General features: G+C 68.5%; 28 protein-coding genes. 16 read left to right on the top strand and 12 right to left on the bottom strand.

The annotated features are described in order from the left end of the window. Positions 1-397: 397 nt before the first annotated feature. The 3 genes from ACAM49_RS18700 to ACAM49_RS18690 all read left to right on the top strand — a co-directional run bounded on the left by ACAM49_RS18700 (position 398) and on the right by ACAM49_RS18690 (position 2998). Entirely contained in the window at positions 398-1390 is a 993-nt protein-coding gene (locus tag ACAM49_RS18700) for a heme o synthase (protein WP_040809349.1), read from the top strand. Between the two features lie 430 nt (positions 1391-1820). After that, positions 1821-2273: a hypothetical protein gene (locus tag ACAM49_RS18695; protein WP_369636811.1), complete on the top strand. Its 453-nt coding sequence runs from the start codon at positions 1821-1823 to the stop codon at positions 2271-2273. Between the two features lie 83 nt (positions 2274-2356). Further along, positions 2357-2998, top strand: coding sequence for a dihydrofolate reductase family protein (locus tag ACAM49_RS18690; protein WP_369636810.1), 642 nt, complete (start codon positions 2357-2359; stop codon positions 2996-2998). A gap of 5 nt (positions 2999-3003) precedes the next feature. Here ACAM49_RS18690 and ACAM49_RS18685 read toward each other — a convergent pair whose 3' ends face one another. Then, positions 3004-3867, bottom strand: coding sequence for a P1 family peptidase (locus ACAM49_RS18685; RefSeq protein WP_369636809.1), 864 nt, complete (start codon positions 3865-3867; stop codon positions 3004-3006). 150 nt (positions 3868-4017) lie between these two features. On the opposite strand from ACAM49_RS18685, the gene ACAM49_RS18680 reads away from it, so the two are divergent. After that, on the top strand, positions 4018-4371 hold the full coding sequence (locus tag ACAM49_RS18680) for a VOC family protein (protein ID WP_369636808.1): 354 nt from the start codon (positions 4018-4020) through the stop codon (positions 4369-4371). Between the two features lie 77 nt (positions 4372-4448). Here ACAM49_RS18680 and ACAM49_RS18675 read toward each other — a convergent pair whose 3' ends face one another. After that, a complete protein-coding gene (locus tag ACAM49_RS18675; RefSeq protein ID WP_369636807.1) occupies positions 4449-5309 on the bottom strand; it encodes an alpha/beta fold hydrolase in 861 nt (286 codons plus the stop codon). A gap of 76 nt (positions 5310-5385) precedes the next feature. Here ACAM49_RS18675 and ACAM49_RS18670 point away from each other — a divergent pair, with 76 nt between their 5' ends. Then, a complete protein-coding gene (locus ACAM49_RS18670; protein WP_369636806.1) occupies positions 5386-6660 on the top strand; it encodes a PQQ-binding-like beta-propeller repeat protein in 1275 nt (424 codons plus the stop codon). 97 nt (positions 6661-6757) lie between these two features. Here ACAM49_RS18670 and ACAM49_RS18665 read toward each other — a convergent pair whose 3' ends face one another. Then, positions 6758-8221 carry a hypothetical protein gene (locus tag ACAM49_RS18665; RefSeq protein ID WP_369636805.1) on the bottom strand — a complete coding sequence of 488 codons (1464 nt, stop codon included), beginning with the start codon at positions 8219-8221 and terminating at the stop codon, positions 6758-6760. Between the two features lie 212 nt (positions 8222-8433). Continuing rightward, positions 8434-9855, bottom strand: a complete 1422-nt coding sequence (locus tag ACAM49_RS18660; RefSeq protein ID WP_369636804.1) for an FAD-dependent monooxygenase — start codon at positions 9853-9855, stop codon at positions 8434-8436. 86 nt (positions 9856-9941) lie between these two features. Between ACAM49_RS18660 and ACAM49_RS18655 the strand changes: the two genes are divergently transcribed. Beyond that, positions 9942-10568 carry a TetR/AcrR family transcriptional regulator gene (locus tag ACAM49_RS18655; RefSeq protein ID WP_369636803.1) on the top strand — a complete coding sequence of 209 codons (627 nt, stop codon included), beginning with the start codon at positions 9942-9944 and terminating at the stop codon, positions 10566-10568. Between the two features lie 67 nt (positions 10569-10635). Here ACAM49_RS18655 and ACAM49_RS18650 read toward each other — a convergent pair whose 3' ends face one another. Beyond that, positions 10636-11601: a quinone oxidoreductase gene (locus ACAM49_RS18650; protein ID WP_369636802.1), complete on the bottom strand. Its 966-nt coding sequence runs from the start codon at positions 11599-11601 to the stop codon at positions 10636-10638. A gap of 107 nt (positions 11602-11708) precedes the next feature. Here ACAM49_RS18650 and ACAM49_RS18645 point away from each other — a divergent pair, with 107 nt between their 5' ends. Further along, entirely contained in the window at positions 11709-12059 is a 351-nt protein-coding gene (locus tag ACAM49_RS18645; protein ID WP_369636801.1) for a hypothetical protein, read from the top strand. Positions 12060-12112: 53 nt separating this feature from the next. Then, a complete protein-coding gene (locus ACAM49_RS18640) occupies positions 12113-12811 on the top strand; it encodes a GntR family transcriptional regulator (RefSeq protein ID WP_369636800.1) in 699 nt (232 codons plus the stop codon). A gap of 89 nt (positions 12812-12900) precedes the next feature. Here the strand turns inward: ACAM49_RS18640 and ACAM49_RS18635 are convergent, their stop codons facing one another. Both ACAM49_RS18635 and ACAM49_RS18630 read right to left on the bottom strand, forming a co-directional pair. Further along, positions 12901-13350, bottom strand: a complete 450-nt coding sequence (locus ACAM49_RS18635; RefSeq protein ID WP_369636799.1) for a PTS glucose transporter subunit IIA — start codon at positions 13348-13350, stop codon at positions 12901-12903. Positions 13351-13355: 5 nt separating this feature from the next. Next, positions 13356-13586 carry a PTS glucose/sucrose transporter subunit IIB gene (locus tag ACAM49_RS18630; protein WP_281033324.1) on the bottom strand — a complete coding sequence of 77 codons (231 nt, stop codon included), beginning with the start codon at positions 13584-13586 and terminating at the stop codon, positions 13356-13358. 123 nt (positions 13587-13709) lie between these two features. On the opposite strand from ACAM49_RS18630, the gene ACAM49_RS18625 reads away from it, so the two are divergent. The 5 genes from ACAM49_RS18625 to nagB are packed head-to-tail and all read left to right on the top strand — an operon-like array spanning position 13710 to position 18783. Continuing rightward, positions 13710-14945 (top strand): PTS transporter subunit EIIC, encoded by a 1236-nt coding sequence (locus tag ACAM49_RS18625; protein WP_369636798.1) that lies wholly within the window; start codon positions 13710-13712, stop codon positions 14943-14945. Next, positions 14942-15205 (top strand): HPr family phosphocarrier protein, encoded by a 264-nt coding sequence (locus ACAM49_RS18620; RefSeq protein WP_369636797.1) that lies wholly within the window; start codon positions 14942-14944, stop codon positions 15203-15205. The genes ACAM49_RS18625 and ACAM49_RS18620 overlap by 4 nt, the downstream gene beginning before the upstream one ends. Then, positions 15195-16850 carry a phosphoenolpyruvate--protein phosphotransferase gene (ptsP, locus tag ACAM49_RS18615; RefSeq protein WP_369636796.1) on the top strand — a complete coding sequence of 552 codons (1656 nt, stop codon included), beginning with the start codon at positions 15195-15197 and terminating at the stop codon, positions 16848-16850. The genes ACAM49_RS18620 and ptsP overlap by 11 nt, the downstream gene beginning before the upstream one ends. Then, positions 16847-18013, top strand: coding sequence for an N-acetylglucosamine-6-phosphate deacetylase (locus ACAM49_RS18610; RefSeq protein WP_369636795.1), 1167 nt, complete (start codon positions 16847-16849; stop codon positions 18011-18013). The genes ptsP and ACAM49_RS18610 overlap by 4 nt, the downstream gene beginning before the upstream one ends. Next, positions 18001-18783 carry a glucosamine-6-phosphate deaminase gene (gene nagB / locus ACAM49_RS18605; RefSeq protein ID WP_369636794.1) on the top strand — a complete coding sequence of 261 codons (783 nt, stop codon included), beginning with the start codon at positions 18001-18003 and terminating at the stop codon, positions 18781-18783. The genes ACAM49_RS18610 and nagB overlap by 13 nt, the downstream gene beginning before the upstream one ends. A 13-nt stretch (positions 18784-18796) precedes the next feature. On the opposite strand, the gene ACAM49_RS18600 is transcribed toward nagB, so the two are convergent. Together ACAM49_RS18600 and ACAM49_RS18595 are read right to left on the bottom strand one after the other, a co-directional pair. Continuing rightward, the gene (locus ACAM49_RS18600) at positions 18797-19150 is read right to left on the bottom strand and encodes a limonene-1,2-epoxide hydrolase family protein (protein ID WP_369636826.1); all 354 of its coding nucleotides are present in this window, start codon (positions 19148-19150) and stop codon (positions 18797-18799) included. 159 nt (positions 19151-19309) lie between these two features. Then, positions 19310-19900: a TetR/AcrR family transcriptional regulator gene (locus ACAM49_RS18595; protein WP_369636793.1), complete on the bottom strand. Its 591-nt coding sequence runs from the start codon at positions 19898-19900 to the stop codon at positions 19310-19312. 72 nt (positions 19901-19972) lie between these two features. Between ACAM49_RS18595 and ACAM49_RS18590 the strand changes: the two genes are divergently transcribed. After that, a complete protein-coding gene (locus ACAM49_RS18590) occupies positions 19973-20791 on the top strand; it encodes a methyltransferase domain-containing protein (protein WP_369636792.1) in 819 nt (272 codons plus the stop codon). Between the two features lie 60 nt (positions 20792-20851). Continuing rightward, positions 20852-21724 (top strand): class I SAM-dependent methyltransferase, encoded by an 873-nt coding sequence (locus ACAM49_RS18585; protein WP_369636791.1) that lies wholly within the window; start codon positions 20852-20854, stop codon positions 21722-21724. Here the strand turns inward: ACAM49_RS18585 and ACAM49_RS18580 are convergent, their stop codons facing one another. Beyond that, positions 21725-22243, bottom strand: coding sequence for an RICIN domain-containing protein (locus ACAM49_RS18580; protein WP_369636790.1), 519 nt, complete (start codon positions 22241-22243; stop codon positions 21725-21727). A 299-nt stretch (positions 22244-22542) separates the two neighbouring features. On the opposite strand from ACAM49_RS18580, the gene ACAM49_RS18575 reads away from it, so the two are divergent. Then, complete coding sequence (locus ACAM49_RS18575; RefSeq protein ID WP_369636789.1) at positions 22543-23385, top strand: acyl-CoA thioesterase; 843 nt, start codon at positions 22543-22545, stop codon at positions 23383-23385. Positions 23386-23409: 24 nt separating this feature from the next. Here ACAM49_RS18575 and ACAM49_RS18570 read toward each other — a convergent pair whose 3' ends face one another. Continuing rightward, positions 23410-23796 carry a hypothetical protein gene (locus ACAM49_RS18570; RefSeq protein ID WP_369636788.1) on the bottom strand — a complete coding sequence of 129 codons (387 nt, stop codon included), beginning with the start codon at positions 23794-23796 and terminating at the stop codon, positions 23410-23412. Positions 23797-23875: 79 nt separating this feature from the next. Next, entirely contained in the window at positions 23876-24568 is a 693-nt protein-coding gene (locus ACAM49_RS18565) for a hypothetical protein (protein WP_369636787.1), read from the bottom strand. Between the last annotated feature and the right edge of the window lie 802 nt (positions 24569-25370).

The following is a 25370-nucleotide window of genomic DNA, read 5'->3' as shown; positions in this document are numbered from 1 at the left end:
GGTTCTCCTGACGTTCTCGTCAACGATGCGGTTGTGGGCGGCGGGATGTTTCGCTGCGGTTGATCCGTGATGCGCCGCGTTCAGTTGGGGGCACGTGGCGCACCGATCTACGTCCACCCTAAAGGTCGGCGTTTCTTGCTCATACGGGAACCCGGATTCACCGGCGGATGTGTCGCTGGATAGATGTCGCGCGCCCACCTGATCGTGACTACCCCGTGAACGCATCGCGAACCGGACTCGGCGCGCGTCACAGGTGGACCTGGTCGGGAGCAGGGTCGCCGACGGTCTACCATGCTCTGTAGTAGTGGCCGCGCCGCACAGGACTGTGTCTCGGGAACGGCAGAGCGCGCTGCTAGTTCCAGACCGGATCAGAATGCACGGCGTGCGAGGAGAAACAGTGCGGATTGGGCAACAGCCGGGTGGCGCTCACGGCTCCTCCGGGGCGGTGCTCGCCGAGCGTGTCACGGGCAGCGGCCCGCTGTCGGCGGCGACCAGGCGGGTGCTCGCCTACATCGCGCTCACCAAGCCCCGCGTCATCGAGTTGCTGCTCGTCGCAACGATTCCCACCATGCTGCTGGCCTCGCGCGGCGAGGTGAAGATCGGGCTCATCCTGGCCACCCTGTTCGGCGGCTGGATGGGCGCGGCGAGCGCGAACACGCTCAACTGTGTCGCCGACGCCGATATCGACAAGGTGATGAAGCGGACCTCCAAGCGTCCGCTCGCCCGCGAAGCGGTGCCCACCCGCAACGCCTTCGTCTTCGGCGTCACCCTCGGCCTGGCGTCGTTCGCCTGGCTGTGGTGGCAGGCCAACCTGCTCTCGGGCGCACTCGTCGTAGCGACGATCCTGTTCTACGTCTTCGTCTACACCCTCGGCCTCAAGCGCCGCACTTCCCAGAACGTCGTCTGGGGCGGCGCGGCCGGCTGCATGCCCGTGCTCGTGGGCTGGTCCGCGGTCACCGGCACCATCGGCTGGCCCTCGATCGTGCTGTTCCTGGTCATCTTCTTCTGGACTCCGCCCCACACCTGGGCACTGGCCATGCGCTACAAGGAGGACTACAAGGCCGCGGGCGTCCCCATGCTCCCGGTCGTGGCCACCGAGGAGACGGTCACCAAACAGATCGTCCTCTACACCTGGGCCACCGTCCTGGCCACCCTCGCCCTCGTCCCCGCCGCCGGCGTCATCTACGCCGCCGTCGCCCTCGTGGCAGGCGCCTGGTTCCTGCTGATGGCCCACCAGCTCTACTCCGGCGTCCGCAAGGGCGAATCGGTCAAGCCGCTGCGCCTGTTCCTCCAGTCGAACAACTACCTGGCGGTCGTCTTCTGCGGCCTGGCCGTCGACTCCGTCCTCGGCTGGAACTCCCTCGGCCACACCCTCTTCGGCTGGGCCTGACGACCGTTCGGTCCTGCCGCCGCGACCGGCCGCTGGTAGGACTGATGGTCGATGACGAAGTACAACGTTCTTCTCGACGCGGACACCGAAACCGCCGCAAAAGCCTTGGCGCAGGCCAGCACCCAGGAGCGGTGGTGGGGCTGGGGTCAGAATCAATGCGACATGTTCGCGCAGTCCCATCCATGGTCCGAGGCCAGGAACTTCCTCACTGATCCACGCCTGCGGTTGCGTGTCGCCCACGCCCGCGTTCTGCGCGGGGAAGACCTGGCCGGACAGGACCTTTCAGCCGAGGAGCCCGCCGATCGGTGGTCCTGGGAAGCCGGGCACTGGTCGGTTCCCCTGGCGTTGCAACCGTGGGAGGCGGCGCACTGGCAGCCCGACCTGCTCACCCGGCTGTTTTCCGCCCGAGCGCGGCGAGTTTCCATTACCGGTGGCGGCCTCGGCATTTCACGGCTGGACCGGGAGGGTCGAGGAGCTCGAGGAAGACGAACTCTCGGACTGGATCCCCTCGGTCACGGTCGTGCGCGGCAACGCGGAAGAGGCCATCGCCCACCAGGTCGCGGTCGGCGGATGCGGGCACGCGACGGCTTCCGTGCGGGCTGCGGTCGTCGAGTTCACCAGCGCCTACCCCGCGCTGCTCAGAATCTTCGGCGGGGATGCCGCCTATGGCGGGGTTTCGGAAGCTCGCGGCCGACTCGCACTGTGGCGGCTGTTGCGCGTGCTGGCCGGTTCGACGGACCCGGTCGACGTGGGTGGATTCGTCGCCCGCATCCGCTGCGTCACCTGGCAGGACCCGTGCGACGAGATCTGGTACCTGCATCTGGCGATCGAAGATCCCGACTGCGGCATGACGTGGGTGCTGGACGGGCAGGATTTCGACTGAACGGTCGTGTCGATTTCGTGGAGCGCCGTTCGATGACTGGGTGAGGGTGGAAATGCCGCCCGGTTGTTCGAGAGGAACGCGTCATGCCGAAACTTCGTGTCCACAACTTCTGCGTCTCGTTGGATGGATTCGGGGCGGGACCCGATCAAGGGCCCGACGCGCCGCTGGGGGTCGGGGGAGAACGGCTGCACGACTGGGTCTTCCGCACCCGCTACGCCCTGGCGATGAGCGGGGCGGAGGGTGGTGAGGTCGGGGCCGACAATGATCTGCTCGCGGCGGGGGACATGGGGATCGGCGCGACCATCATGGGGCGCAATATGTTCGGGCCCGTGCGCGGCGAATGGCCGGACGAATCGTGGACCGGATGGTGGGGCGACAATCCGCCCTACCACCACGACACCTTCGTAATGACCCACCACGCTCGTGCGTCGGTGACCATGCAGGGCGGCACCACTTTTCATTTCGTCAGCGACACGCCGGAGGCGGTGCTGAAGCGCGCCTTCGATGCAGCCGGGGGCCTCGACGTCCGGCTCGCGGGCGGAGCGGGAACGATTCGCCAATTCCTCGCGGCGGGGCTGGTCGACGAGATGCATGTGGCGATCGTGCCGATCCTGCTGGGATCGGGCGAGCGGTTGTTCGAGGATCTCGGCACGCTGCCCGGGTACCGGGTTTCCGACATGCTCAGCACGAAGGCTGTCACGCACGTCTGGATGACCAGGAGCTGAGCCGGTCAGTCGCCGATCGATCTGATGGCCTCGGTGACCGCGGCCAAGGCCAGCAGGCGCACGATGTCGACGTCGGTGCTGACCTCGCCGGTGGCGGCGGCGATGAAACCATCGCCGTCGAAACGGGTGTGGGGTGGGGTCAGGGCACGCGAGAGTCCGTCGTGCGCACCCTGTGCGACGATTCGGCAGCCGATCTTGTCCAGTCGGGCGTTGGTGATCACCGCTCCGATCGTGGTGTGGGTGCGCGAGCTGGTGAATTCGAAGGGGTGCTGCAGTAGCGCCAGCGCGTCGAAGGCGATCTCCGCGGTCCCGTGATCGATGTCGCCGAAGGCGTTCACCGCGCACACGGCTGCGACGACTACCTTACCCAATCGCTTTTCGGCATAACCGATCCCACCAGGTATTCGCCCGTCCGGCCCTCGCCAATGCCCGACATACGCGCCGGCGCCCGCGCCGACCCGGCCCTGTAACACCTGCTCCCCGCTGCTCGCTTGCGCCGCCGCATATCCCTGCTCGGCACCCGGCCGGGCCTTGGAATCCCCGGCGCCCAAATCGAAGAGGGCCAGGGTGGGGACGATCGGCACCCGTCCGCCCGGTGTCGGCACCCCGCGCCCCTGCTCCTCGAGATAGCGCATCACCCCGTCCGCGCTGGCCAGCCCGAACGCCGAACCTCCGGTCAGCACAATGGCATCCACGGTGGTCACGGTCTTGTCGGGTGCCAGCGCATCCAGTTCCCGGCTCGCGGGCGCTCCGCCTCGAACCTCACAGGAGGCGGTCGTCCCCTCGGGCAACACCAGCACGGTGGTTCCGGTCTCCCCAACCGAATCGGTCCAGTGTCCCACCCGCACCCCGCCGACACCGATCCCCATAGCGCACCTCCGAGTCTCACGTGATCCACACCGGCCCAGCGCCTTTCGTCTGATCATCCCACCCGCCCGGTCAGCCGAGCTGTGAGATATCCCCCAGCCGAGGAAGCGTCGATCACCGGAAAACCGGTGTCCGGCTGGCAGGATGGCGGCATGGAGCGGGTGCTTGGGATCGGTGGATACTTCCTGCGGGCCGCGGACCCGGAGGCGTTGAGCGCGTGGTACCGCGATTGCCTGGGATTGGATGCGGACGCGCACGGCCTGTGGTTTCAGGAGGCCGGGCCGACCGTGTTCGCGACCTTCGAAGCCGACACGGACTACTTCGGTTCGCGTGCACAGCAGACCATGCTCAACTTCCGGGTGCGCGACCTGGACGCGATGCTCGCGCAACTGCGTGCGAAGGGCGCGGATGTCGCCGAGGAGACCCAGGACATGGAGGGTGTAGGCCGCTTCGGCTGGGTCACCGACCCCGCCGGCAACCGCATCGAACTGTGGCAACCCGCGTAATCCCTACCCCGTGAGAATGCGCTGGTGGACACGTCTTCTCGACGTTTAGCGCCACCAGTGCATTCTCGCCGCCGGGGCTAGGCCAGGAGCTCGCGGAGTTTGGCGGCGAAGGGTTCGGGTTGGCCGGGGTAGCCGGAGTCGGGGCCGGTGAAGCCGCCGTGGTGGCTGGGGAAGATTACCGGGGTTGAGCCCAGTAGGGCGGCGGTGGCTTCGGCGGTGCGGGCGGTGAGGGTGCCCGCGGATTCCTCGCCGACGGCGATGAGGATGCGGGTGGGGGCCGCTTGCAGGGCGGCGATGTCGGGGGAGTAGGCGGTGACGGCGTCGGAGAGGTCGGACAGCAGGGGGTCGTCGCGGGTGCCGTCGTCCTCGGTCGGCATGCCGAACATCGCGGGGTCGGCGGGTGGCTGGGCGAAGTAGGCGTCGGTGAATTCGCCGCGCCATGAGGTGAGCGCGATGAAGGCGGCCATACCGGCGAAAGAGCCCTTGGCCCGGTAGGCCTCGCGGACACCCTCCTGGGCGCGCACGGCCGCGGCCGCGTCGGGCAGGACGCCGAGGATCGGGGGCTCGTGCGCGACCAGGGTCGAGATGTCGCCGGGGTGCGCGGCTACCAAGGCGAGCGCGGTGACAGCGCCGCCGCTGCTGGCGAACAGGTCGACCGGGCCCAGATCCAGCGCGGTGAGCAGGGTGTGCACGTCCTCGGCCTGGACGGTCGGGGAGTTGTCGGTGCGGCCGTCCTTGCGGATGCTGCGGCCCAGCCCGCGCGGATCGTAGGTGATGACCGTGCGATCCGGGAAATACGAAGCGAGCGTGGCGAATCCGGCCGCGGTCATCGGCTGGCCGATCATCAGCAGCGGGCGATGCGCACTGTCGGCGGGCGCGGGACCCAGCAGATCGTAGGCCAGGTCGACATCGGGGGTTTCGAGGATGTGTTCGCTCATAGTCTTGTAGACGGTACGGCGCACCCGAATTCATCGATGGAATCTGTGACACCATGTCGGGGGGACGATCGAACCGATGGGGGAGACCGTGGCACAGCGCATTCGCGGCAAGATGGCCGTCGCCGGGCTGTGCGCGCTGCTCCTCGCGGCGGCCGGTTGCGGTGGTGACCCGGGCCCGACCGTGCCCCGCACGCCGCCCGCCGGTGCGGTCATCACCCTCGACGGCGCGGTCTACGGACGCCCGATCGTGGTGGGCGACACCGTCATCGCCGCCACCGAGAACGATTCGGTCTACGCCGTCACCGGCGACACCGTCCGCTGGCGCACCCATCTATCCGAGCCCATGCCCGGATCGGCACTGCCCTGCGGCAATATCGACCCCGTCGGCATCACCGGCAGCCCCGCCTACGACCCCGCCGCCCACCGCGTCTACGTGATCGCCGAATCCAGCGGCGCGCACAAAACCCTCTACGGCCTCGACTCCGAGACCGGCGCGGTCACCCTGCGGGTGCCGGTCGACCCGCCCTTCGGCGACCCGCCCGCCTACCTGCAACGCCCCGCCCTCACCTTCCGCGACGGCCGCGTCTACGCCGCCTTCGGCGGCAACTACGGCGACTGCGGCACCTACACCGGAGCCGTTGCGGCCGTGGACATTTCCACCAGCGCCGTCGCCTGGTACCGGGCCTCGACCAGCGGCCGCGGCGGCATCTGGGCGCCCGGCCCACCCGCGGAAATCAATGGCCTGCTGTTCTATTCGGTCGGCAACGGCAACGCCGAACCCGGATCCGCCTACGACGACACCGATTCCGTCATCGCCCTGACCCCCGACCTGCGCCGCACCGACTACTTCGCACCCGCGACCTGGGCGCAGGACAACGAAGCCGACAAGGACCTGGGCACCATGAACCCGGCCGCGGTCAACGGCTACCTCGTCATGGCCGGGAAATCCGGCGACGGCCATATCCTGGATCCCGCACACCTGGGTGGAATCTCCTCCAGGACACCGGCTTTCACCGGATGCCGCGCCTTCGGTGCTGCGGCCGTGGACCACGATGTCGCCTATCTGCCGTGCGCCAACGGCACCACCGCGATTCGCGTCACCGCCACCGGCGCGGCCACCGTGCTCTGGCACGCCGGCGTCCCCGCCAACGGCCCGCCGCTGATCGCCGCCAACCGGATCTGGGCCACCGACTGGCACCGCAACACCCTCTACGCCCTCGACCCCGCGACCGGAAATGTCCTGGCCCAGTACGGAACCGAGGAACTCCCGCACTTCGCCACACCCGCGCTCGTCAACGACTCCCTCGTGCTCGGCACCATGACCGGCATCGAGTACATCGCACTGCCCTAGCCGCGCACCGCTCTAGCCGCGCATCGCCCTAGCAGGGCACTGCCGCGGCCCGGCACTGCCGTAGTCCCGCACCCAGTTTCGGCGCGGGGGGGGGCGGTCAGTTGCACGGCTGCAGCGGGAAGCAGGCGGGCGGAATCGTGGTGCGCGGGAACGTCGGATCGGTGGTGTGGGTCGTCGTCGTGGTCGTCTCCACCACCACCGGACCGTTCTGTCGATCCTTGCTCGGAGTCCGGGAGGTATGGCCCGTGCACGCGATAGCGATGACCAGGATGATCGCCGCCAGAATCAGCCCGCCGATGATCGGGACATCCTTGCGCCGCCGCTGCCCGGTCCCGCGCGTCGACTGCCGATTGGACCACAGCGGAAACCCGCTCCCCGGCTGCTGCCCCTGTTGTTGCCGCTGCTCCGGCGGCGCGAAACCACCCGGCGCGGACGCAGATTGGGGACCGGGACCGAATCCCGGCGCAGGCGCCGATTGGGGTCCAGGAACAAATCCCGGCGCGGGCGGACGCGGCGGCTGCCCGCCCGGCGCGGCAGCGGGCTGCGGGGGCCGCATACCCGGCACGGGCGTCGGCGGCGGGACACTGCGGCCCGGACCCTGCGGGGCCCCGGCCTGCGGGTGCGGGGCCTGCCCGACCGGGGGCATGCCGGTGACCGCGGAATAGGCCGCCGCGGCCTCGGCGGCCGACGCCGCCGCGGGAATCGCGGACTGGGCGGTCGCCCCCGCCCGCCCCGACGGCACAGCGGGGCCCTGCGGCACCACGACCGGACGGCCTTCGCCGCCCGGCCCGGCCGCACCGGGACGACCCTGCCCGCCACCGGTTTCCGACCCCTGCCCGGCAGGATCCTGTTTGCCTGAATCATCCGGTCCCTCGGCCGGATACGTCGTCGGCACCGACGGCACCATCACCTCGGTCGCCCGGGTCGCGAACGGCAGCGGTGCGTCCCGCGCCGAGTCCGGCACCGGGAACCCCTCGGCCACCAGATCGGAATAGGTTGCCGCGGCGGCGAACCCGAGCGCCCCGAGCGCCTGCCCGACCTGCGCGGCATCCCACGACGGCGCGGCCCCCTCGGCCAGCTTGGTGAAATACGCCCGCAGCGAGGACGGCCCGTCCCCGATCAGCACATCGATCCCGGCCGGCAGCGCGCCCTTCTCCAGCTTCACCCGCGAACCCAGTTGCGGCACCAGCAACACCAGCCCGCTGACCGGCACATGCTCACGCCCGGGCGCGGAGCGCAACTGCATCGCCAGATCCACCGTCTGCCGCCGCACCCGCTCGAGCGGATCGGCGTCGCCGTCGAGCGGCGCGGGTTTGCCGTCGACGGTCCAGGGCTGGTCCTGCGCGCACGACAGCGTTCCGGTGACCCGCTCGGCGAAGCCGTGCACGCCCACCACCACGCAGGTCTGCGGCGTCCACACCACCACGTCGGCGTCCTGGCACTGCACCACCGCGATCCCGGGCACGGCGTGCGGCCCGCTCCAGGATTTGAGCCAGTTCACCACGGTGCGTTCGGTGCTCGACAGCCGCGACGGGTCGTCGTTACGGACCTTCACCAACATCCCAGACCACCTCTGACCGATGCCTCTACCTGCCGGCCGCCCGAACCCTACGCCGCGACCACCATACGGGGTCGCGGCGTCCTCGCGTGGCCGAAAATGTTCGGTCCGGGCGAATCGTCTTGCGCGGCAGCATGATCATTCTGCACGGGTCGGGAAACTCTCGTGCTCGCAGGGGCTTCCCCGGAAACCCCTGTTCGGGATCGCCCGCCCGGTCAGCTGTCCATGTGACCGACATACCCGTCAGGACGGACAAATACCCGCGTGTTGCGGGCGGCGTCGTAGGCGCGTCGCGCATACCCCTCGGTATCGACGAATTCGGCCGCACCCGATGCCGATTCCGCCGCGAGCACCCGGACGATCTTCGAGTCCGCACCCTCGAACGTGAGCTCGGTGGCGTGCGGACCGCGGAACAGCTCGAACAACCGCACGGTCCTGCCGTTCGCGTCGGTGAGCGGAGCGTCGGGTGCGCGGTCGCCGACCCGCAATCCGGTCGCGGTGTCGGCGGGATCCCGGTAGCTGATGTCGAGCTGATGGGTGCCTTCCCGATCCATCGCGTCCGGGTTGCCCTTGACGGTCTTGTCGAGCAGTGCCGTGCTCAACCCGAGTACCCGGGCGGCGACGCCGCGCCGCTCGGTCTCGTAGCTGTCGAGCAGCGCCTCGCTCGCGGGCCCCGGATTCCGCAGCGCGGCTTCGAGTTTCCACCCCAGATTGTGGGCGTCCTGCACCCCGGTGTTGAGACCCTGCCCGCCGGTCGGCGGATGCACGTGCGCGGCGTCCCCGGCCAGGAACACCCGCCCGACCCGATACCGCTGCGCGAGCCGCACATTCGGCCGCCACACCGTCGACCAGCTCAGCTCCGACAGCACGATGTCGTGGCGGCGGGAGCGGCGGGTGACGTAATCCTGCAGCACCGCCAGATCGGTGCCGGAGTCGGCGTCCAGGCCAGTGGCGAACTGGAACTTCCGCCCACCCGGCAGCGGCATCAACGCGATTCCGTCCATGGGCGCGGACGAATCGGAGAACCAGTACCCGACCGAGTGGTCGAGGACATCGGCGCGGACATCGCCGAGCAGCATGCGGATCGACTCGTCGGTGTTGCCCTCGAACGCGATGGCCAGCGCCTTGCGCACCGTGCTGCGCCCGCCGTCCGCGCCGACCAGATAGTCCACGCGCACGCGCTCCCGCACCCCGGCCCGCTCGAGGACCGCGGTCACCCCGTCCTCGTCGCCGTCGAATTCCACCAGCGCCGTGCCCAATTCGACCCGCACCCCGAATTCGGCCAGCCGCTCGCGCAACACGCGCTCGGTGTCGGCTTGGGCCAGCACCCACGGATTCGGGTGCGGCACCTCGGCGGTGGGCTCGCGCCACTGGCTCATCCGCCGCTCCATCACGAACTGCCCGTCCACATGGATCAGCAGCGGCGCCTGCGGCGCACCCTGGGCCAGCACCGCGTCGAGCACGCCGAGGTCCTCGAACACCTCGAGGGTGCGCGGCTGGATGCCGTCCCCGCGCGAACCGGCGAAGAACTCCTCGGCCTTGTCGATGATGCGCACCGCGAGGCCGCGCCGGGCCAGATCGATGGCGAGGGTGAGTCCGGTCGGCCCGGCTCCCGCGACGAGGACCTGCGTGTTCATGGCGACTCCCGAAAATGAATATTGATTCAGTGAATGTAGATTCAGTATTCGGGGTGGTACGTTCCGCTGTCAAGAGGAGGTGGAAGGTGGCAGCCAACCCGGGTGCGAAAGCCCAGCGCCGCAGCGAGAAATCGGCCGAGACCGAGCAGGCGCTCAAGCATGCCGCGCATCGGCTGTTCGCCGAACGCGGCTACCTCAACACCAAGATCACCGACATCACCGCCGCCGCCGGCCGCGCCGCGGGCTCGTTCTACAACCACTTCGCCAGCAAGGAGGAATTGCTGTCGGCGTTGCTGAAAGACCTTGCCGACGAAAGCGATACCTCCGCCGAGGACCCGGCGCACATCGCCGATTTCACTGATCCGGCATCGGTGCGCTACCACGTCGCGGCCTACTGGCACTTCGGCCGCCGCAACTGGCCGGTGCTGCGCGCGGTGAGCCAGGCCGCCCTGGTCAACGACGACTTCGCCCGCATCGCAGCACGATTCGCCACCGAGCAGCGCGAGGAAGTGGCCGACCACCTCGACGGATTCGGCCCCGCCGGGCTGCGCCTCCCGGGTCCGCCCGAGGTCAGCCTGGCCCTGATGTTCCAGTCCGCGACCGGGCTGTTGCAGGCGGTCGAGGAGGGCGGCATGCAGATGACCGACGAGCAGGCCATCGACGCCCTCACCCGATTCGTCTACCGTGGCCTCACCGGGCGCGACATCGACTGACGAAAAAGCCGGTGCCCGAAACTATTCGGGCACCGGCGGGCCTGTCAGGGCGCCAGAACGATTTCCTTCAGGGCACCAGCACGATCGAACCGGTGGTCTTGCGGCCCTCCAGATCCCGGTGCGCCTGTTCGGCATCGGCGAGCGCGTAGCTGCCGCCGATCCGGATGTGCAGGGTGCCGTCGGCGATGGCGTTCATGATGTCGTTTGCGCGCCACAGCAATTCGGCCCGATCCCGGGTATAGTGCACCAGCGTCGGCCGCGTCACGAACAGCGACCCCAGCGGATTGAGCCGCTGCAGATCGAACGGCGGCACCGGTCCGCTGGCCCCGCCGAACAACGCCACCATGCCGCGCACCCGCGTCGCGGCCAGACTCGCCTCGAAGGTGGACGCCCCGACCCCGTCGTAGGCCGCGGCCACGCCCACACCACCGGTGAGTTCCCGTACCCGCCCGGCGATATCGTCGTCGTAGCGCAGCACCTCCGAGGCGCCGGCATCGCGCGAGAGCTTCTCCTTGTCGTCGGTGGAGACCGTGGTGATCACCCGGACCCCGCGCGCCGAGAGCAACTGCGTCAGGATCAGCCCGACCCCGCCCGCGCCCGCGTGCACCAGCACCGCCTCACCCGGCTGCGGCTTGTAGATCGACTCGATCAGATAGTGCGCGGTCATGCCCTGCAGCAGCGCCGAGGCCGCGGTCGCCGCGTTCACCCCGTCGGGCACCGGAATCGCCACGGCCGCAGGCACCACCACCTGCTCGGCGTAACTGCCCGGCGCGGCTGCCCACGCCACCCGATCGCCCACCGAGAACTCGGTGACCTCGGGCCCGACCGCGGTGACCACGCCGCTACCTTCCGAGCCCGGGATGTAGGGCACCGGCGTCGGGTACCGGCCGGTCCGAATGTAGGTGTCGATGAAGTTGATTCCGGCGGCCTCGGTCCGCACCAGCAGCTGCCCGGCCCCGACCTGCGGGTCCGGCACCTCCACGTATCGCAGGACTTCGGGACCGCCGTGCTCGGAAACCTGGATGGCGCGCATGTTTCCCTTCTTACACCCTCGCGCCCGCGCTGTATCCGGCGGCGCATCCGGTGTGAGATGTGCGGCGCTTCATAGACCCTGGATTACCCGTGGGTAAACTGCCTCCCATGAGCGCTACTGCCGCCCCGGCATCCGAGAAAGTCTCGCCGTCCGTCGTGGATTCCGTGAAGGGATTCGTGGCCGAGCACGGCGGTTCCGCGACCGCGGTGCTGCAGCCCATCGGCCGCGTCGGCGTCCGCGTCACCCTGGTCGGCGCCGACGGCGTCATGGGCGACCGCGTCGTGGGTTCGCTGGCCGCGGCCAAGGCCCTCGTCGAGACCGTCGACGGGCTGGCCGAGACCGAGGAATGGGATCGCGAGCTCATCTCCAAGGTCACCCCCGCGCAGGGCCACTGGGCCAAGATGGCAGGCTGGGTCGCGCATCAGAAGCGATTCCCCAAGGCGCGCAACGAGAAGTGACCGCGCCCGCAGCAGGCGGGGGCGGAAAGGACCGGATCGACGTGTCAGGGCGCGTGACCAAACAAGCGCAGCTCCGTTCGGCGCTGACCACCCTGTGCGCGAACCTGCGTCCCGGCGAGATGCTGCCCAGCGAACGCCAGTTGTGCGACGACTACCGCGTCAGCCGCATGACCGTGCGCGAGGTGCTGGGCCAGCTCGAATCCGAGGGCGTCATCACCCGCATCCCGGGCAAGGGCACCTTCGTGGCCGAGCGGGTCGCCCGCTCGCGCCTGCACATGGCCTCGTTCTCCGATGACATGCGCCGCCTGGGCCGCACCCCCTCCACCGTGGTGCTGCACACCGATTTCGCGGTCCCGCCCCCGGCGTCGGTGACCGCGCTCGGAATTCCCGCCAATACCAAGGCGATTCACCTGGTCCGGCTGCGCCTGGCCGACGGGCTGCCCATGTCCATCGACGACGGCTGGTACCGGGCGGATCTGCTGCCGGAACTGCTCGATCACGACCTGACGCAGTCGCTGTACGCGCTGTTCGCCCGCGAATACGGCTGCCCCATCGACCGCGCCGAGCAGAGCGTGCGCGCGGTGGCCGCCGACGAACGGCACGCGGGCTGGCTGGGCACCGAAACCGGTTCTCCGCTATTGGCTTTCGACCGCATCTCGTATTCGCGTGATCGCGCCGTCGAGCACGCGCAGTCCTGGTACCGCGCCGACCGGTACCAGGTGTACATGACCGTCTCGGCCGAAGACGGCTAGCGCCGCAACAGCTTCGGGCTACAAGATCCGCGAAACGATTGAGCCGCCGCCCGATTGGGGCGGCGGCTCGATTCGTCTTACCCGACGGGTCACATGGAGAACAGCACCGAACCGGTGGTGACCGGCCCGCTCACGGTGTTCTTCGCCGAGCCCGGCGCGCTGTCCATGACCACGACCGGCACGGCCGCGCTCAGGCCCAGGCGGCGAACGGCGTTGGGGGAGAAGGTGATCAGCGGATCACCGGCGCTGACCTTATCGCCCTCGGCGGCCTTCACCTCGAAGATGTCGGACTTGCCGACGGTGTCGATGCCGACGTGCAGCAGCACGCCGGTGCCGTCGTCGGTGACGATGACCGCCGCGTGCGGGTGCAGCTTCACGATCGACCCGCTGACCGGGGCGACCACCGTGGTGGCGGCATCGGTGTCGAGCGGTTCGATGGCCACGCCCGCCCCGACCATCTCCGCGGAGAAGACCGGATCGGGGACCTCGGACATGGGCATGGCGACGCCGTCCAGCGGCGCGAGAATCTCGATGCTCATGGCGCTCAGAGCATGTCGTTGATGTCTTCGGCCAGGGCGTCGGCCGTGGGCCCGACCACAACCTGCACCGCGGCACCCGCCTTGACGACACCGTGCGCGCCGGCCGCCTTCAGGGCCTTCTCGTCGACCTTGCTCGCGTCCTTGATCTCGCAGCGCAGGCGGGTGATACAGCCCTCCACCTCGATGATGTTGTCGAGACCACCCAGGCCCTCAACGATTTGATTCGCTTTCGACATGATTTCCTCCGAGCGTGTCGAGTAGACAAAACTGGTTATAACCAGTATATGTCTGGTTATAACCAGTCACGGTAACTGACGCTGAACAGTACGCGTGACTCCATTCACAGACTGAGGACCACCATGGCCGATGCCGTCGAGAGCTCCCGTAAGAAGCTCGATCTATCCGGACTGCAGAAGCTCGGCCGCAGCTTGATGCTGCCGATCGCCACGCTACCCGCTGCTGGACTGTTGCTGCGACTAGGACAGGACGACATGCTCGGCCGCTGGTCGGCAATGAAGACCGTCGCCGACGTCCTCGCGGGCGCGGGCGGCGCACTCATCGACAACCTGCCCCTGCTCTTCGCCGTCGGCATCGCCATCGGCTGGGCCAAGAAGGCCGACGGCTCCACCGCACTCGCGGCCGTCGTCGGCTACCTCGCCTTCACCGGCGTGCTCAAGGCCATGTCGCCGGTCGTGCTCTCGGGCAAGACGGACGCGAAAGGCGCTCAGGCGCTGGTGAACTTCGGTGTCCTCGGCGGCATCGTGATCGGCCTGACCGCCGCGTACCTGTGGCAGCGCTTCCACCGCACCCAGCTGCCCGACTACCTCGGCTTCTTCTCGGGCCGGCGCCTGGTGCCGATCCTGACCGCCTGCGCGGCCGTGGTGCTCGGCGTGGTCATGTCGTTCATCTACCCGGCCTTCAACTCCGGGCTGACCTCGCTGGGCAATTTCGTCGCCGACAACTCGGTCGTCGGTGGCGGCATCTTCGGATTCGCCAACCGGATGCTGTTGCCACTGGGCCTGCACCACATCATCAACTCCGTGGTCTGGTTCGTGCTGGGCGACTACAGCACCGGCGGGCAGACCTACCACGGTGACATCGCCATGTTCCTGCACGGCGACCCGCACGCGGGCACCTTCATGACCGGCTTCTTCCCGATCATGATGTTCGGCCTGCCCGCGGCCGCGCTGGCCATCTGGCGCCACGCCAAGCCGGAGAACAAGAAGATGATCGGCGGTATCATGCTGTCGACCGGCCTGACCGCGTTCCTGACCGGTATCACCGAGCCGCTGGAGTTCTCGTTCATCTTCGTGGCTTGGCCGCTGCTGCTGATCCACGCGATCTTCACGGGCTCTTCGCTGGCGCTGACCAACGCGCTCGGTATCCACGACGGATTCACCTTCTCCGCGGGCGCCATCGACTACCTGCTCAACTTCGGCAAGGCGACCCACCCGCTGCTGCTCATCCCGATCGGCCTCGGCTACGCCGCCCTGTACTACGTCACCTTCAGCTTCATCATCAAGCGCTGGAACCTGAAGACCCCCGGTCGCGAGGACGATGAGGCGGAAACCGAAAAGGAGAATGTCGCAGCATGATCACACGCACCGCCGTCGTTGCGTCCAAGACCGGCCTGCACGCCCGACCCGCGGCCCTGTTCGCCAAGGCCGCCGGGGAAGCCGGTGTCCCCGTGCAGATCTCGGTGGACGGCAAGGATCCCATCGCCGCCAACAGCCTGCTGCAGGTGATGACCCTCGGCGCCAAGCAGGGCGACACCGTCACCCTGCACGCCGAGGACGGGTCCGAGGCGGCCCTGGATAAGCTGGTCGAGATGCTGGAGACAGATCTTGACGCGTGAGGTGCGCGGTGTCGCCGCCGCTCCCGGGATCGCCGTCGGTTCGGTCAAGTGGCTGGCGCCCGCGCCGGTCACCAGCCCGAACGATGCGCCCGGGAGCGACGTCGAGGCCGAAATCGCCCGCGCGGAAGCAGCTTTCGAAACGGTCGCCGCGCGGTACTCGGCCCAGGCGCTCGATGCCAAGGGGCCCGCGGCCGACATCCTGTTCATGACCTCGGCGCTGGCCGCCGATCCGGCGCTGCTGGATCAGGTGCGCGCCGAGATCCGGGGCGGAACGCCGACCGCGCACGCGGTCACCGAGGCGGTCGCGCACTTCGGGGCGCAGCTCGCGGCACTCGGCGGCATGATGGCCGAGCGGGCCTCGGACCTGAAGGACGTGGGCCAGCGCGTGGTGGCCGAGCTGCTGGGGGTGGAGCCGCCCGGAATTCCGGACAGCGCAACGCCTTTCGTGCTCGCCGCGCATGACCTGGCGCCCGCCGATACCGCGACGCTGGATCCGGCGAAGGTGATCGGGCTGCTGACCGTGGCGGGTGGACCGACCTCGCACACCGCGATTCTGGCCAAGGCCCTGGGGATTCCGGCCATTGTGGCCGCCCCGGACGCGGTGGGGATCGCCGAGGATACCGAGGTGGTGCTCGATGGCACGTCCGGTGTCGTCGAGATCGAGCCCACCGCGGCGCGGCGCGAGGAAGTTCTTGCGATCCGCGCGCGGCAGGCGGACGCGCCGACCGGCCCGGGCCGCACCGCCGACGGGCACGCGGTGCCGCTGCTGGCGAATGTCGGCTCGGCCGCCGATGCCGCGCTCGCGGTCGAACTCGGGGCCGAGGGCGTCGGCCTGTTCCGGACCGAATTCCTGTTCCTGGACCGCAAATCGGCCCCCACGGTCGCCGAGCAGACGGACCAGTACGCCGAGATCTTCCGAGTCATGGGCGACCGTCCCGTCACGGTCCGCACCCTGGACGCCGGATCGGACAAGCCGCTGCCGTTCCTGAATCTGCCGGCTGAGGAGAACCCGGCGCTGGGAGTGCGCGGCCTGCGGTTGAGCAGCGTCGATGAGGGGGCGCTGCTCGACCAGCTTTCCGCCATCGCGGCCGCCGCCAAGCAGACCGGCACGCCGGTCAAGGTCATGGCCCCGATGGTCGCGACCGCCGAGGAGGCCGGATACTTCGCCGCCCGCGCCACCGAGGCCGGGCTCGAGACGCGCGGTGTCATGGTCGAGATCCCGGCCGCCGCACTGCGTTCCGGGCAACTGGGCGCCGAGGTCGACTTCTTCTCCATCGGCACCAACGACCTGTCGCAGTACCTGTTCGGCGCGGACCGCATGTCGTCCTCGCTGGCGGCGCTGCACAATCCGTGGCAGCCCGCGCTCGCGGCGGCCATCGCCATGGCGGTCACCGGGGCGAGCACCCACGGGGTCAAGGTCGGGGTGTGCGGCGAATCCGCCTCCAATCCCGAATTCGCCTGTGTGCTGGTCGGTCTGGGCGTCGAGACGCTGTCGATGGCGCCGCGGTCCCTGGCCGGGGTGCGGGCGCGGCTGGCCGAGGTCACCCTGGAACAATGCAAAGCCGCTGCGGCCGCGGTGCTTTCGGCCCGCACCGCGGACGACGCCCTGGCCGCCGCACAGAGGGCATTGGGGCGAGATAAGTGAGGACCACCCTGCGCGGCCGGGTCGTCACCCTCACCGAGGCGGGCGAACTCGCCGACGGGGTGGTGTCGTTCGACGGACCGCGGCTCGACTATGTCGGCCCGGCAACGGGATTCGGCGGTGACCTGCCCGACGTGGCCGGTCCGCCGCCGATCATCCTGCCCGGACTCATCGACGTGCACTGCCACGGCGGCGGCGGATACGGCTTCCCCGAAACCGATCCCGAAGGCGTCGCCATCGCCGCGAAATTCCATCGCGCGCACGGCACCACGACGCTGGTCGCCTCCCTGGTCTCGGCCACCGAGGCCGAACTGCGCGAACGCATCGACGTGCTCGGCAAGGGCATCGACGACGGCCTGCTCGCGGGCATCCACCTCGAGGGCCCGTTCATCAGCGAGCACCGGCGCGGCGCCCACAATCCGGACCGCATCCTGCCCGGCGACCCGCAACTGCTGGAGCGTCTGATCGACTATGCGGGCGGCCGCATCGTGTCGGTGACCATCGCCCCGGAAACCGACAACTTCGATGCCCTCGCCGATGTGCTCGCCGACGCGAATGTGATTCTCTCCCTGGGACACACCGTCGCCGACTACGACCGGTCCGTGCACGCCATGCGGCGCGGCTGGCGGGTCTCGATCACCCACCTGTTCAATGCCATGCCCGAACTCGCGCACCGCGACGCCAACTTCCTCACCGCCGCCATGGCCGCGGCCGGGCGCGGGGATGTGGTGGCCGAGGTCATCGCCGACGGCGTGCACCTGGCCGACGGCACCGTGCGCATGGTCTTCGACACCATCGGGCCCGACAATCTGGCGCTGATCACCGATGCCATGGCCGCCGCCGGACAGCCCGATGGGCGCTACCAGCTCGGCAGCCTGGACGTCGTGGTGACCGACGGCGTCTCGCGCATCTACGACCCGCACGGCGAGGGCCCGATCGCGGGCGGCACTGCCACCGCGGCGGATGTGCTGCGCCGCACGGTCTTCCACGCCGGAGTCGACCTGAGCGCCGCGGCGACCGCGGCCTGCGCCACCCCGGCCCGCCTGCTGGGCATGGCCGACCAGATCGGCGCGTTGCACGCTGGGATGCGTGCCGACGTGCTGGTCACCGACCACCACCTCAACCCTGTCGACGTATACAAGGACGGAGCGAAATGGAACTCGTGATCACCGATAACGCGGCCGAGGCCGGTGTGCTGGCCGGCCGCATCATGGCCGACCATGTGCGCCGCGGCGCCCGCGCCATCGGATTGGCCACGGGCTCCTCACCGCTCGGGGCCTACCAGGAGATGATTCGCCAGCACCGCGAGGAAGGGCTGAGTTTCGCCGGGGTGCAGGCGTTCCTGCTCGACGAGTACATCGGGCTGCCGCCCGGGCATCCGCAGTCCTACCGGCAGTTCATTCGCGACGAGTTCACCGCGCACGTGGACTTCGAGGACTCCAACGTCAACAGCCCCGACGGCAATGCCGCCGACATCCCCGCCGCCGCGGCCGATTACGAGCGCAGGATCGCGGAGAACGGGCCGATCTCGGTGCAGATCCTCGGCATCGGGGCCAACGGGCACATCGGATTCAACGAGCCCGGATCGTCGCTGCGCTCGCGCACCCGGGTCAAGACGCTGACCCCGAAGACGCGCGAGGACAACGCCCGCTTCTTCGAGGACGACCTGTCGCAGGTGCCGACGCACGTGCTCACCCAGGGGCTCGGAACCATCAGCGACGCCGACCATCTGCTCATGATCGCCACCGGCGCGGGCAAGGCCGAGGCGGTCGCCGCCGCGGTGGAGGGCCCGGTCTCCGCGTTCTGCCCGGCCTCGATCCTGCAGATGCATCCGCATGTCACGGTCATCGTCGACCCGGACGCGGCGAAGAACCTGAAGGCCATCGACTACTACCGGTTCGCGGTGGAGAACAAGCCCTCCTGGCAGAGCTTCTGACGCTCGGGCTCGCTCAGGCGTCCTGCTGCATGGCGGTGAACGGGGCCATGTCGAAGTAGTCGCGCCAGGCCGCGATGCGGCCGTCGCGCACTTCGAACACCCCGGTCACCGGCAGCTCGATGCGCTTGTCGCCGATGGTGAATCGGTCGGTGCGCTCATTGAGCACCGTGTTCCCGGTGACGGCCTGGTGGTGGATATCGAAGTCGATGCCGCCGAAGCTGCCGATGAAGCCGCGCAGGAACTCCAGGATGGCGGGCTTGCCGACGAACGGCTGCATCGGGATGTTGTGGTAGACGGCGTCGTCGGTGAAGAACTCGGCAATGGATTCCGGTGTGCCGGTGCGCCATTCGGCGCACAGCGCGGTCACGACCGCGGCGGGGGACAGGGTCGTGTGATCGATGCTCACGGCGGTGGGAGACCTTTCCTGCTGAAGACCTGAAGTGCCGGTGGCAAAATTTCCCGCCGCCCGCGAGGGTGTCAAGACCGGTCTCACCGTGAGACTTTCACCGATCGACGTCTCACTGTTTCAGGACGTCAGCGTGCCGGCCAGCACCGTGGCGACCATGGTGCGCACGGCCGCGGTCTCGGGGCGTGGCGCGGTGCGGTCGGCGAAGAGCAGGTGCGCTGAGCCGATCAGCATGGGTGCGAGCAGTTCGGTGTCGACAGTGCTTGCGATGCGGCCCTTTTCGACCTCCGCGGCCAGATACTGCGCGATGAGGGTGGTCGCTTCACCGAGAATCGGGAAACCGACGGGCCTGCGCTGCCGCAGGCGGGCCCGCAACTCGTCGCGGTAGGTCACCAGGCTGACGATGGCCACCGCCACCGTTTCGAAGACCCCGGTCAGCGCCTCGGCGAGATTCTCGGCCACCTCACCGTCCCCAGCCTTGTCCCGCAATGCCGCTCCCAGCCGCTCCACCCGCGCGATCCGATCCTCGACCAGCTCGGTGAGGAAGCCGTCGAAGTCCGTGAAATGCCGGTGCAGCACCCCTTTCGCACATCCGGCCTCGGCCGTGACCGATCGGCTCGTCAGCCCACTGGGCCCGTCGCGCAACAGAATCCGCTCCGCCGCATCGAACAACTGCTCCCGCACATCGCGAATGGCCACCCCGGTGGGCACCCCGCACTCCTTCTCTCTGAGCGAACCCACGCGCCATTGCCGAGTGGGCAAGTGCCCACTTAAAGTGGGCGCATGGTCACTCTACCGTCGTCCACCCCCGAACCCGCCGATCAGAGCCCCCATCGCGCCCGGGACGTGGCCGAATCGTTCGGCACGGACGCGATCCGCTACGACCGCACCCGCCCGGCCTATCCGACTGCCATGATCGAGCGAATCCTCGCCGACCTGCCCGGCAGGCGGGTACTCGACGTCGGCTGCGGCACAGGCATCGAGGCCCGCCAATTCCGCGACGTGGGATGCACGGTCCTCGGCGTCGAACCTGACGCCCGCATGGCCGCCTTCGCCCGCGACACCGGAATCGAGGTCGAGATCGGCACCTTCGAAGCCTGGGATCCAGCGAACCGCACCTTCGACGCCGTCATCTCCGGAACCGCCTGGCACTGGGTCGATCCCGTCGCCGGTGCAGTACAGGCCGCCCGCGTCCTCGAGCCCAACGGCCGCTTCGCAGCCTTCTGGAACGTCCCCCAAATGCCCACCGAAGCCCAGACCGCCTTCGCCGCCGTCTACCGCGAATTCCTCCCCGAGTCCCCGGCCTCTCTCGTAGCCGACCGCCCGGCCCTGGAGCTCTACCAGGCAATCCACGACAAGGCGGCTGCGGGAATCGTCGCCGCCCAAGCCTTCACCGCCCCCGAACAATGGCAATTCGACTGGCAGCGAACCTATTCGCGTGACGAATGGCTCGACCAGATCCCCACCCACGGCGCGCTGACCGTCGTCCCTCCAGACACCCTCGCCTCCGTCCTGTCGGGCATCGGCGCCGCCATCGACACCATGGGCGGCAGCTTCACCATCTCCTACGCCACCACCGTCATCACCGCCACCCGCACCTGACCGACACCACCACCTTCGAGCCGTCGCGCGTGCCGTGGCCCGGGCGCAGATAATGGGCGCATGACCGAGCGTGCAGCGAGTCGGACGGCGATCCTGGTCTGCCAGGGCCGTGCCGTGGCGGACGGGCGATTGGGGGTCGGGCGCTTCTCCGATCCGATCGCGGTCGATCTCCTCCTCGATGACGAGCGCGAGATAGTCGAGCATTTGCGCGCCGGGGCGGTGCCCAAGGCATTCGGCGCCCGCGTGGAGTACGAATTCGTCTCCGCCACTTCGGAAGTCCTCGCCGCCCGCACCGTCGCCATCGATGATGCGGTGCGGGAGAAGAGACTTCCGCAGCTGGTTATTCTCGGTGCCGGTCTCGACGCGCGCGCCTGGCGCATGCCGGAATTGTCCGGTGTTTCGGTGTTCGAGGTGGATCACCCGGCCTCGCAAGCCGAGAAGCGAGAACGCCTGGGCGAGCGGGAGCCGCTGGCGGCGGTGCGTTTCGTCCCGGTCGATTTCGGCAAGGACTCACTCGGCGCCGCCCTGACCGAGGCGGGCCACGACGAATCGCGACCCACCACCTGGATTTGGGAGGGCGTCGTGCCCTACCTGACTCGCGCGGAAGTAGGGGAGACGGTCACGGAGGTGGCCAAGCGCAGCGCCGCGGGCAGCCGCCTGATCGTCACCTATCCGACTCCGAACCGCCTCTACCACTACGGTCGGCGAGCCATGGAAGTCCTGCTGTCCCTCACCGGCCGCACCAATCCAATGGCTCGTGAACCGCAGCGGTCCAGTTGGACGCCCGAGGCCATGGCCACCGTGCTGACCGATCGCGGCTTCACCGTCACGAGCGATCGTGATCTGCTCACGATCGCTCGTGTGGCCGGTGTCGAGGGCAAGCGTGGTTCGTTCCTCAGCAGCGGCCATTTGGTCGTCGCCGACCGCGGTTGATCACCAGGCGTGCCAGATCTGGCCCGTGTAGTTCCCGCACGCGGCCAGATGCGCGCGGTCATTGTGGCTGCCGCCATTGACGATATCCAGGCACATGCCGTTGCCGCGGAAGTCGTTCCACAGCGAGACGTGCCCGTTCACCGAGGCGAAGTGCCACAGCTGGCCGCTGTAGTTCGCGCACCCGACGAAGTGCACCTCATTGTCGTACACGCCGCCGTTGTAGGTATCCAGGCAGATGTTGTCGCCCCGGAACCTGGTGTGCAGGCGCACCGCGCCGTTCCCAGCGTCGGTGGCGTACCAGAACTGGCCCGAGTAGTAGCCACACGGGCGCAGGGCCGCGAAGTCGGAATGGTCGTTGTCGCTGATGGTGTCCAGACAGCTGGATCCACCCCGGAAATCGGTGGTGAGGTGTACCGGTGTGGTGCCGAAGGTGTCGGCGGGCGCGGGTCCGGCCAGGAGCGCGCCGAGTGCGAGTAGGGATGCTGCGAGGCCTGAGACCAGGCCGATCTTGCGGGTCATGATGATTCGATTTCTGTTACGGCAGTAAGGAACAGGCCCCCCTCACGCTGCCGTCGCTCCCGCTCGACCGACCTGCCCTGGAGCCCGCGTTCATCATGACGGCCATGGGCGGCCACCCATAGCCCCTGAAAGATGTGTCCCGCGAGGGTGATACACGACCATCGCGTCGCGACGATAACCATTCCGGGCCCTGATTCGCCGGACAGCGGTCACGCGGTTTACGCGAATGGTTGTCCCGCTCACCGGGAATGGCCATACCTTCGAAATTCGCGGGTTGGTCCTTGTGCGAGCATGTCGCCATGGCAGGTGGAACGCATATGTGGCCGACCGTGGAGCTGGGCGATCTGCTCGATGCGCTCGAGCTGACCGAACTCGGTCCCGGCCGCTTCCTGGCCCGCAATGTCACCTCGACCCTGCCGACGACCCTCGGTAGTCAAACCCTCGCCCAGGCTGTCGTCGCGGCCGAGCGCGTGGTGCCGCACATGGCCGTCCAGTCGATGCATGGGGTGTTCCCGCGCGGCGGGGATGCCGGTCGCGAGGTCGAGGTGGATGTTGAGATCGTGCAGTCCGGCCGCGCGCTGGCGACCGTCCAGGTCACCTTCCGCCAGGACGCCCGCGAACACGCCCGGGCCCTGGTCATGCTGAGCATCGACGAACCCGACTTCCTCGACCACCACTCCGAACTCCCCGCCACCATCCCCGCACCCGAGCAATGCCAGGAACTACCCTGCGCGCTATTGCCTTGGGAGGTACGAACTTCCGGCGGAGCCGACGCCCTCGCCCCCGATCTCGCGGGCCCCCCGACCCTCGACCTGTGGATGCGCTGCGACAAGGCCCCCGACCTGCCCGGCATCGCCCGCGCCCTGCTGGCCCACGGCAGCGAGGGCTTCCTCGGCCCTGTCGCCCTACGCCCCTATTCGCAGCACGAGATCGCCCGGCGCGGCGGCCGCGGCACTTCCGCCCTACTAGCCCAGACCATCACCTTCCACCGCCCGTTCACCCTGCACGACTGGCTATTACTGCGCTGCGAAAGCCCCTTCGCCGGCAGCAGCCGCATGTACAGTCGAATCCAGATCTTCACCCGCACAGGCGATCTGGTCGCCTCCGCCACCGCCCACGGCCTTATGCGCACCGCCGGCTGAACCCGCGACCGCCCCCTCCCGGCGTCAGTTGTTCAGCGTGACAACCCACGACCCATTGCAACCCTTATCGCGATCGCGATTACCTTCGTAATTCCACACCGCCTGCAAATCCGAATCCTTCTGGATATTGAACTTCCCGGTCGGCGATTTGACGGCAACGCCGTTGTACAGCAGCACGCTCAAATCCCCGGGGTAAATGGTCCAGTCGCCGTTGTACCCGGCCGGGTAGTTCATGCTGACGGTAGTCGTCCGCCCCGCATGGTTCTGCACCACGATGCAGGCGCCGGGATGATCGGCCTGCGCGTGCGCGGGCGCCGCAGTCAACGCCATGGCCGCGACCCCCACCGCCACCGCCGCCACCGGCGCCCCGATAGCCGTAACAACCTTGGATCCACCGCTGAAAGAACCCATGACAACCTCCATACGAATCCGGTTGCCCGGAACTCTGTTTCGACAAAACTGAAGGTATTCACGCCCCCCAACATCTCCCTTAAAGAACCCTTACAGCCGCAGCCCGCCGATTCTTGTCCTCCTCCATCGCATCCCCGGCGACGCGTATCAACGCTTCCCGAGCCCCCGAAACCGACACATCAACATGAGCGATCCCGACCCCGCGCGTCTCGGCCTCACAGTCGGTGAGGCACTCGACCGCCCGGCCGCTGGCGAATTTTGGCGAGAGGCGGCTCAGCGAAACGGCGCATCGCGTGCGGAGATAGGAGTAGACCGTCGTGTCGAAGATCGCCTCGATCGTCGGCACGGCCGCCCGGTGGCCCAGGCGGGTGAGGGTGTCGATCAGGGAGCATTGGTCGTAGATGTAGCCGTTGCCGCCGCTCGCGCCCGCCATGAGAAGGCTGAACAGCCTTGGTGCATCAGACCTTTCGGCGAGTTCGGTGAGCAGCGCCAGCGCCGTACCTCCCAGATTGCCGTCGAGGTCGGCGTTCGACCGGGCCCACGCCAGCGCTCGGTCGGACCGCAGTTGCCTCAACTGCCTGCGTAGGGCAATCCGTACCGGTAGCGGGAAAGTGCGATCCTCGAGGATGTCGATGGCGACGTCCCACAGCATCGCCTCCCACGACCCATCGCTGATTTCCAGCGTCGACTTCTTCGGAATGAGTCCGGAGTCGGCGGCCGCCCGCAAGATCCGCTCGCGGTCGGCAGCATTTCGTGCTGCGCGCCCGCGCAACCCGCCGATTGGGGGTAGCCCGCGGCTTCGGCGTGCTGGTGAAAAGGAATCAGCGCGTCGATCGCTCGCCCCAGATCTCGTCCGGTGCGCAGATAATGCCGTAACTCTCCGACAGCGCCGCCGCTACCACGCCGAGCGAGCAACTCGAGCGTGCTGATCGCCAGCCATGCATCCGAATCGCCGTGCGGGTCAGCGGGTTTGGCGTACGCCGCCCGCAGCAGCGGCAAGTCGACGCCCAATTCGGCAACCAGCGTCGCATACAGCCAGCCCCGATCTTCGACCTGATGATCCCAGCGCGGATCGTGAACGATGCAATCGAGCACAAGCTTCCTGGCAGCCGACGGCTCGGACATCGCTCTGCGATACGACGCGCCCCATCCGCGCTGGATCAAGCCGAGCAGCGAATCCGGCTCGGCCCAGGACGGTTCCACCTGCGAGCCAGGGTCGGCGTTTCCGAATTCAGTCACCGCGCGACCCTAGGGTTCAGCCGACTGTCGAGCCACCGGATTTTCCGGGAGACCAGCGCTGGTGCCGTCGAGTCGAACCGTCGGTTCGTCGCTGTTGATTCTGCGGGGGTGGACCTTACGGGACGAGCGTGGTCCGGTGGCCGGGATGCCGTTGGGTAGCAGAGCGATTTGTTCGGTGACGGGGTCGGTGATCGGAGTGGTTTCGAGCAGGTTCACTATTTCGCCGCCACGCCCGAACACGCCATTCCTGTCCGGTTCATTACTGCCACCACAACGCTCTCTCAGAATGCGAGCCCGGATAGGCGGGAGTCAGTCGGCGGCGCAGAGGGTGGTGT

Origin of the sequence: Nocardia sp. JMUB6875 (assembly GCF_041154655.1) — a bacterium.
In the GTDB taxonomy this organism is placed as follows: Bacteria; Actinomycetota; Actinomycetes; order Mycobacteriales; family Mycobacteriaceae; genus Nocardia.
The sequence above is the reverse complement of the archived record's forward strand: the minus strand, read 5'-3'. Positions and strand labels throughout refer to the sequence as shown.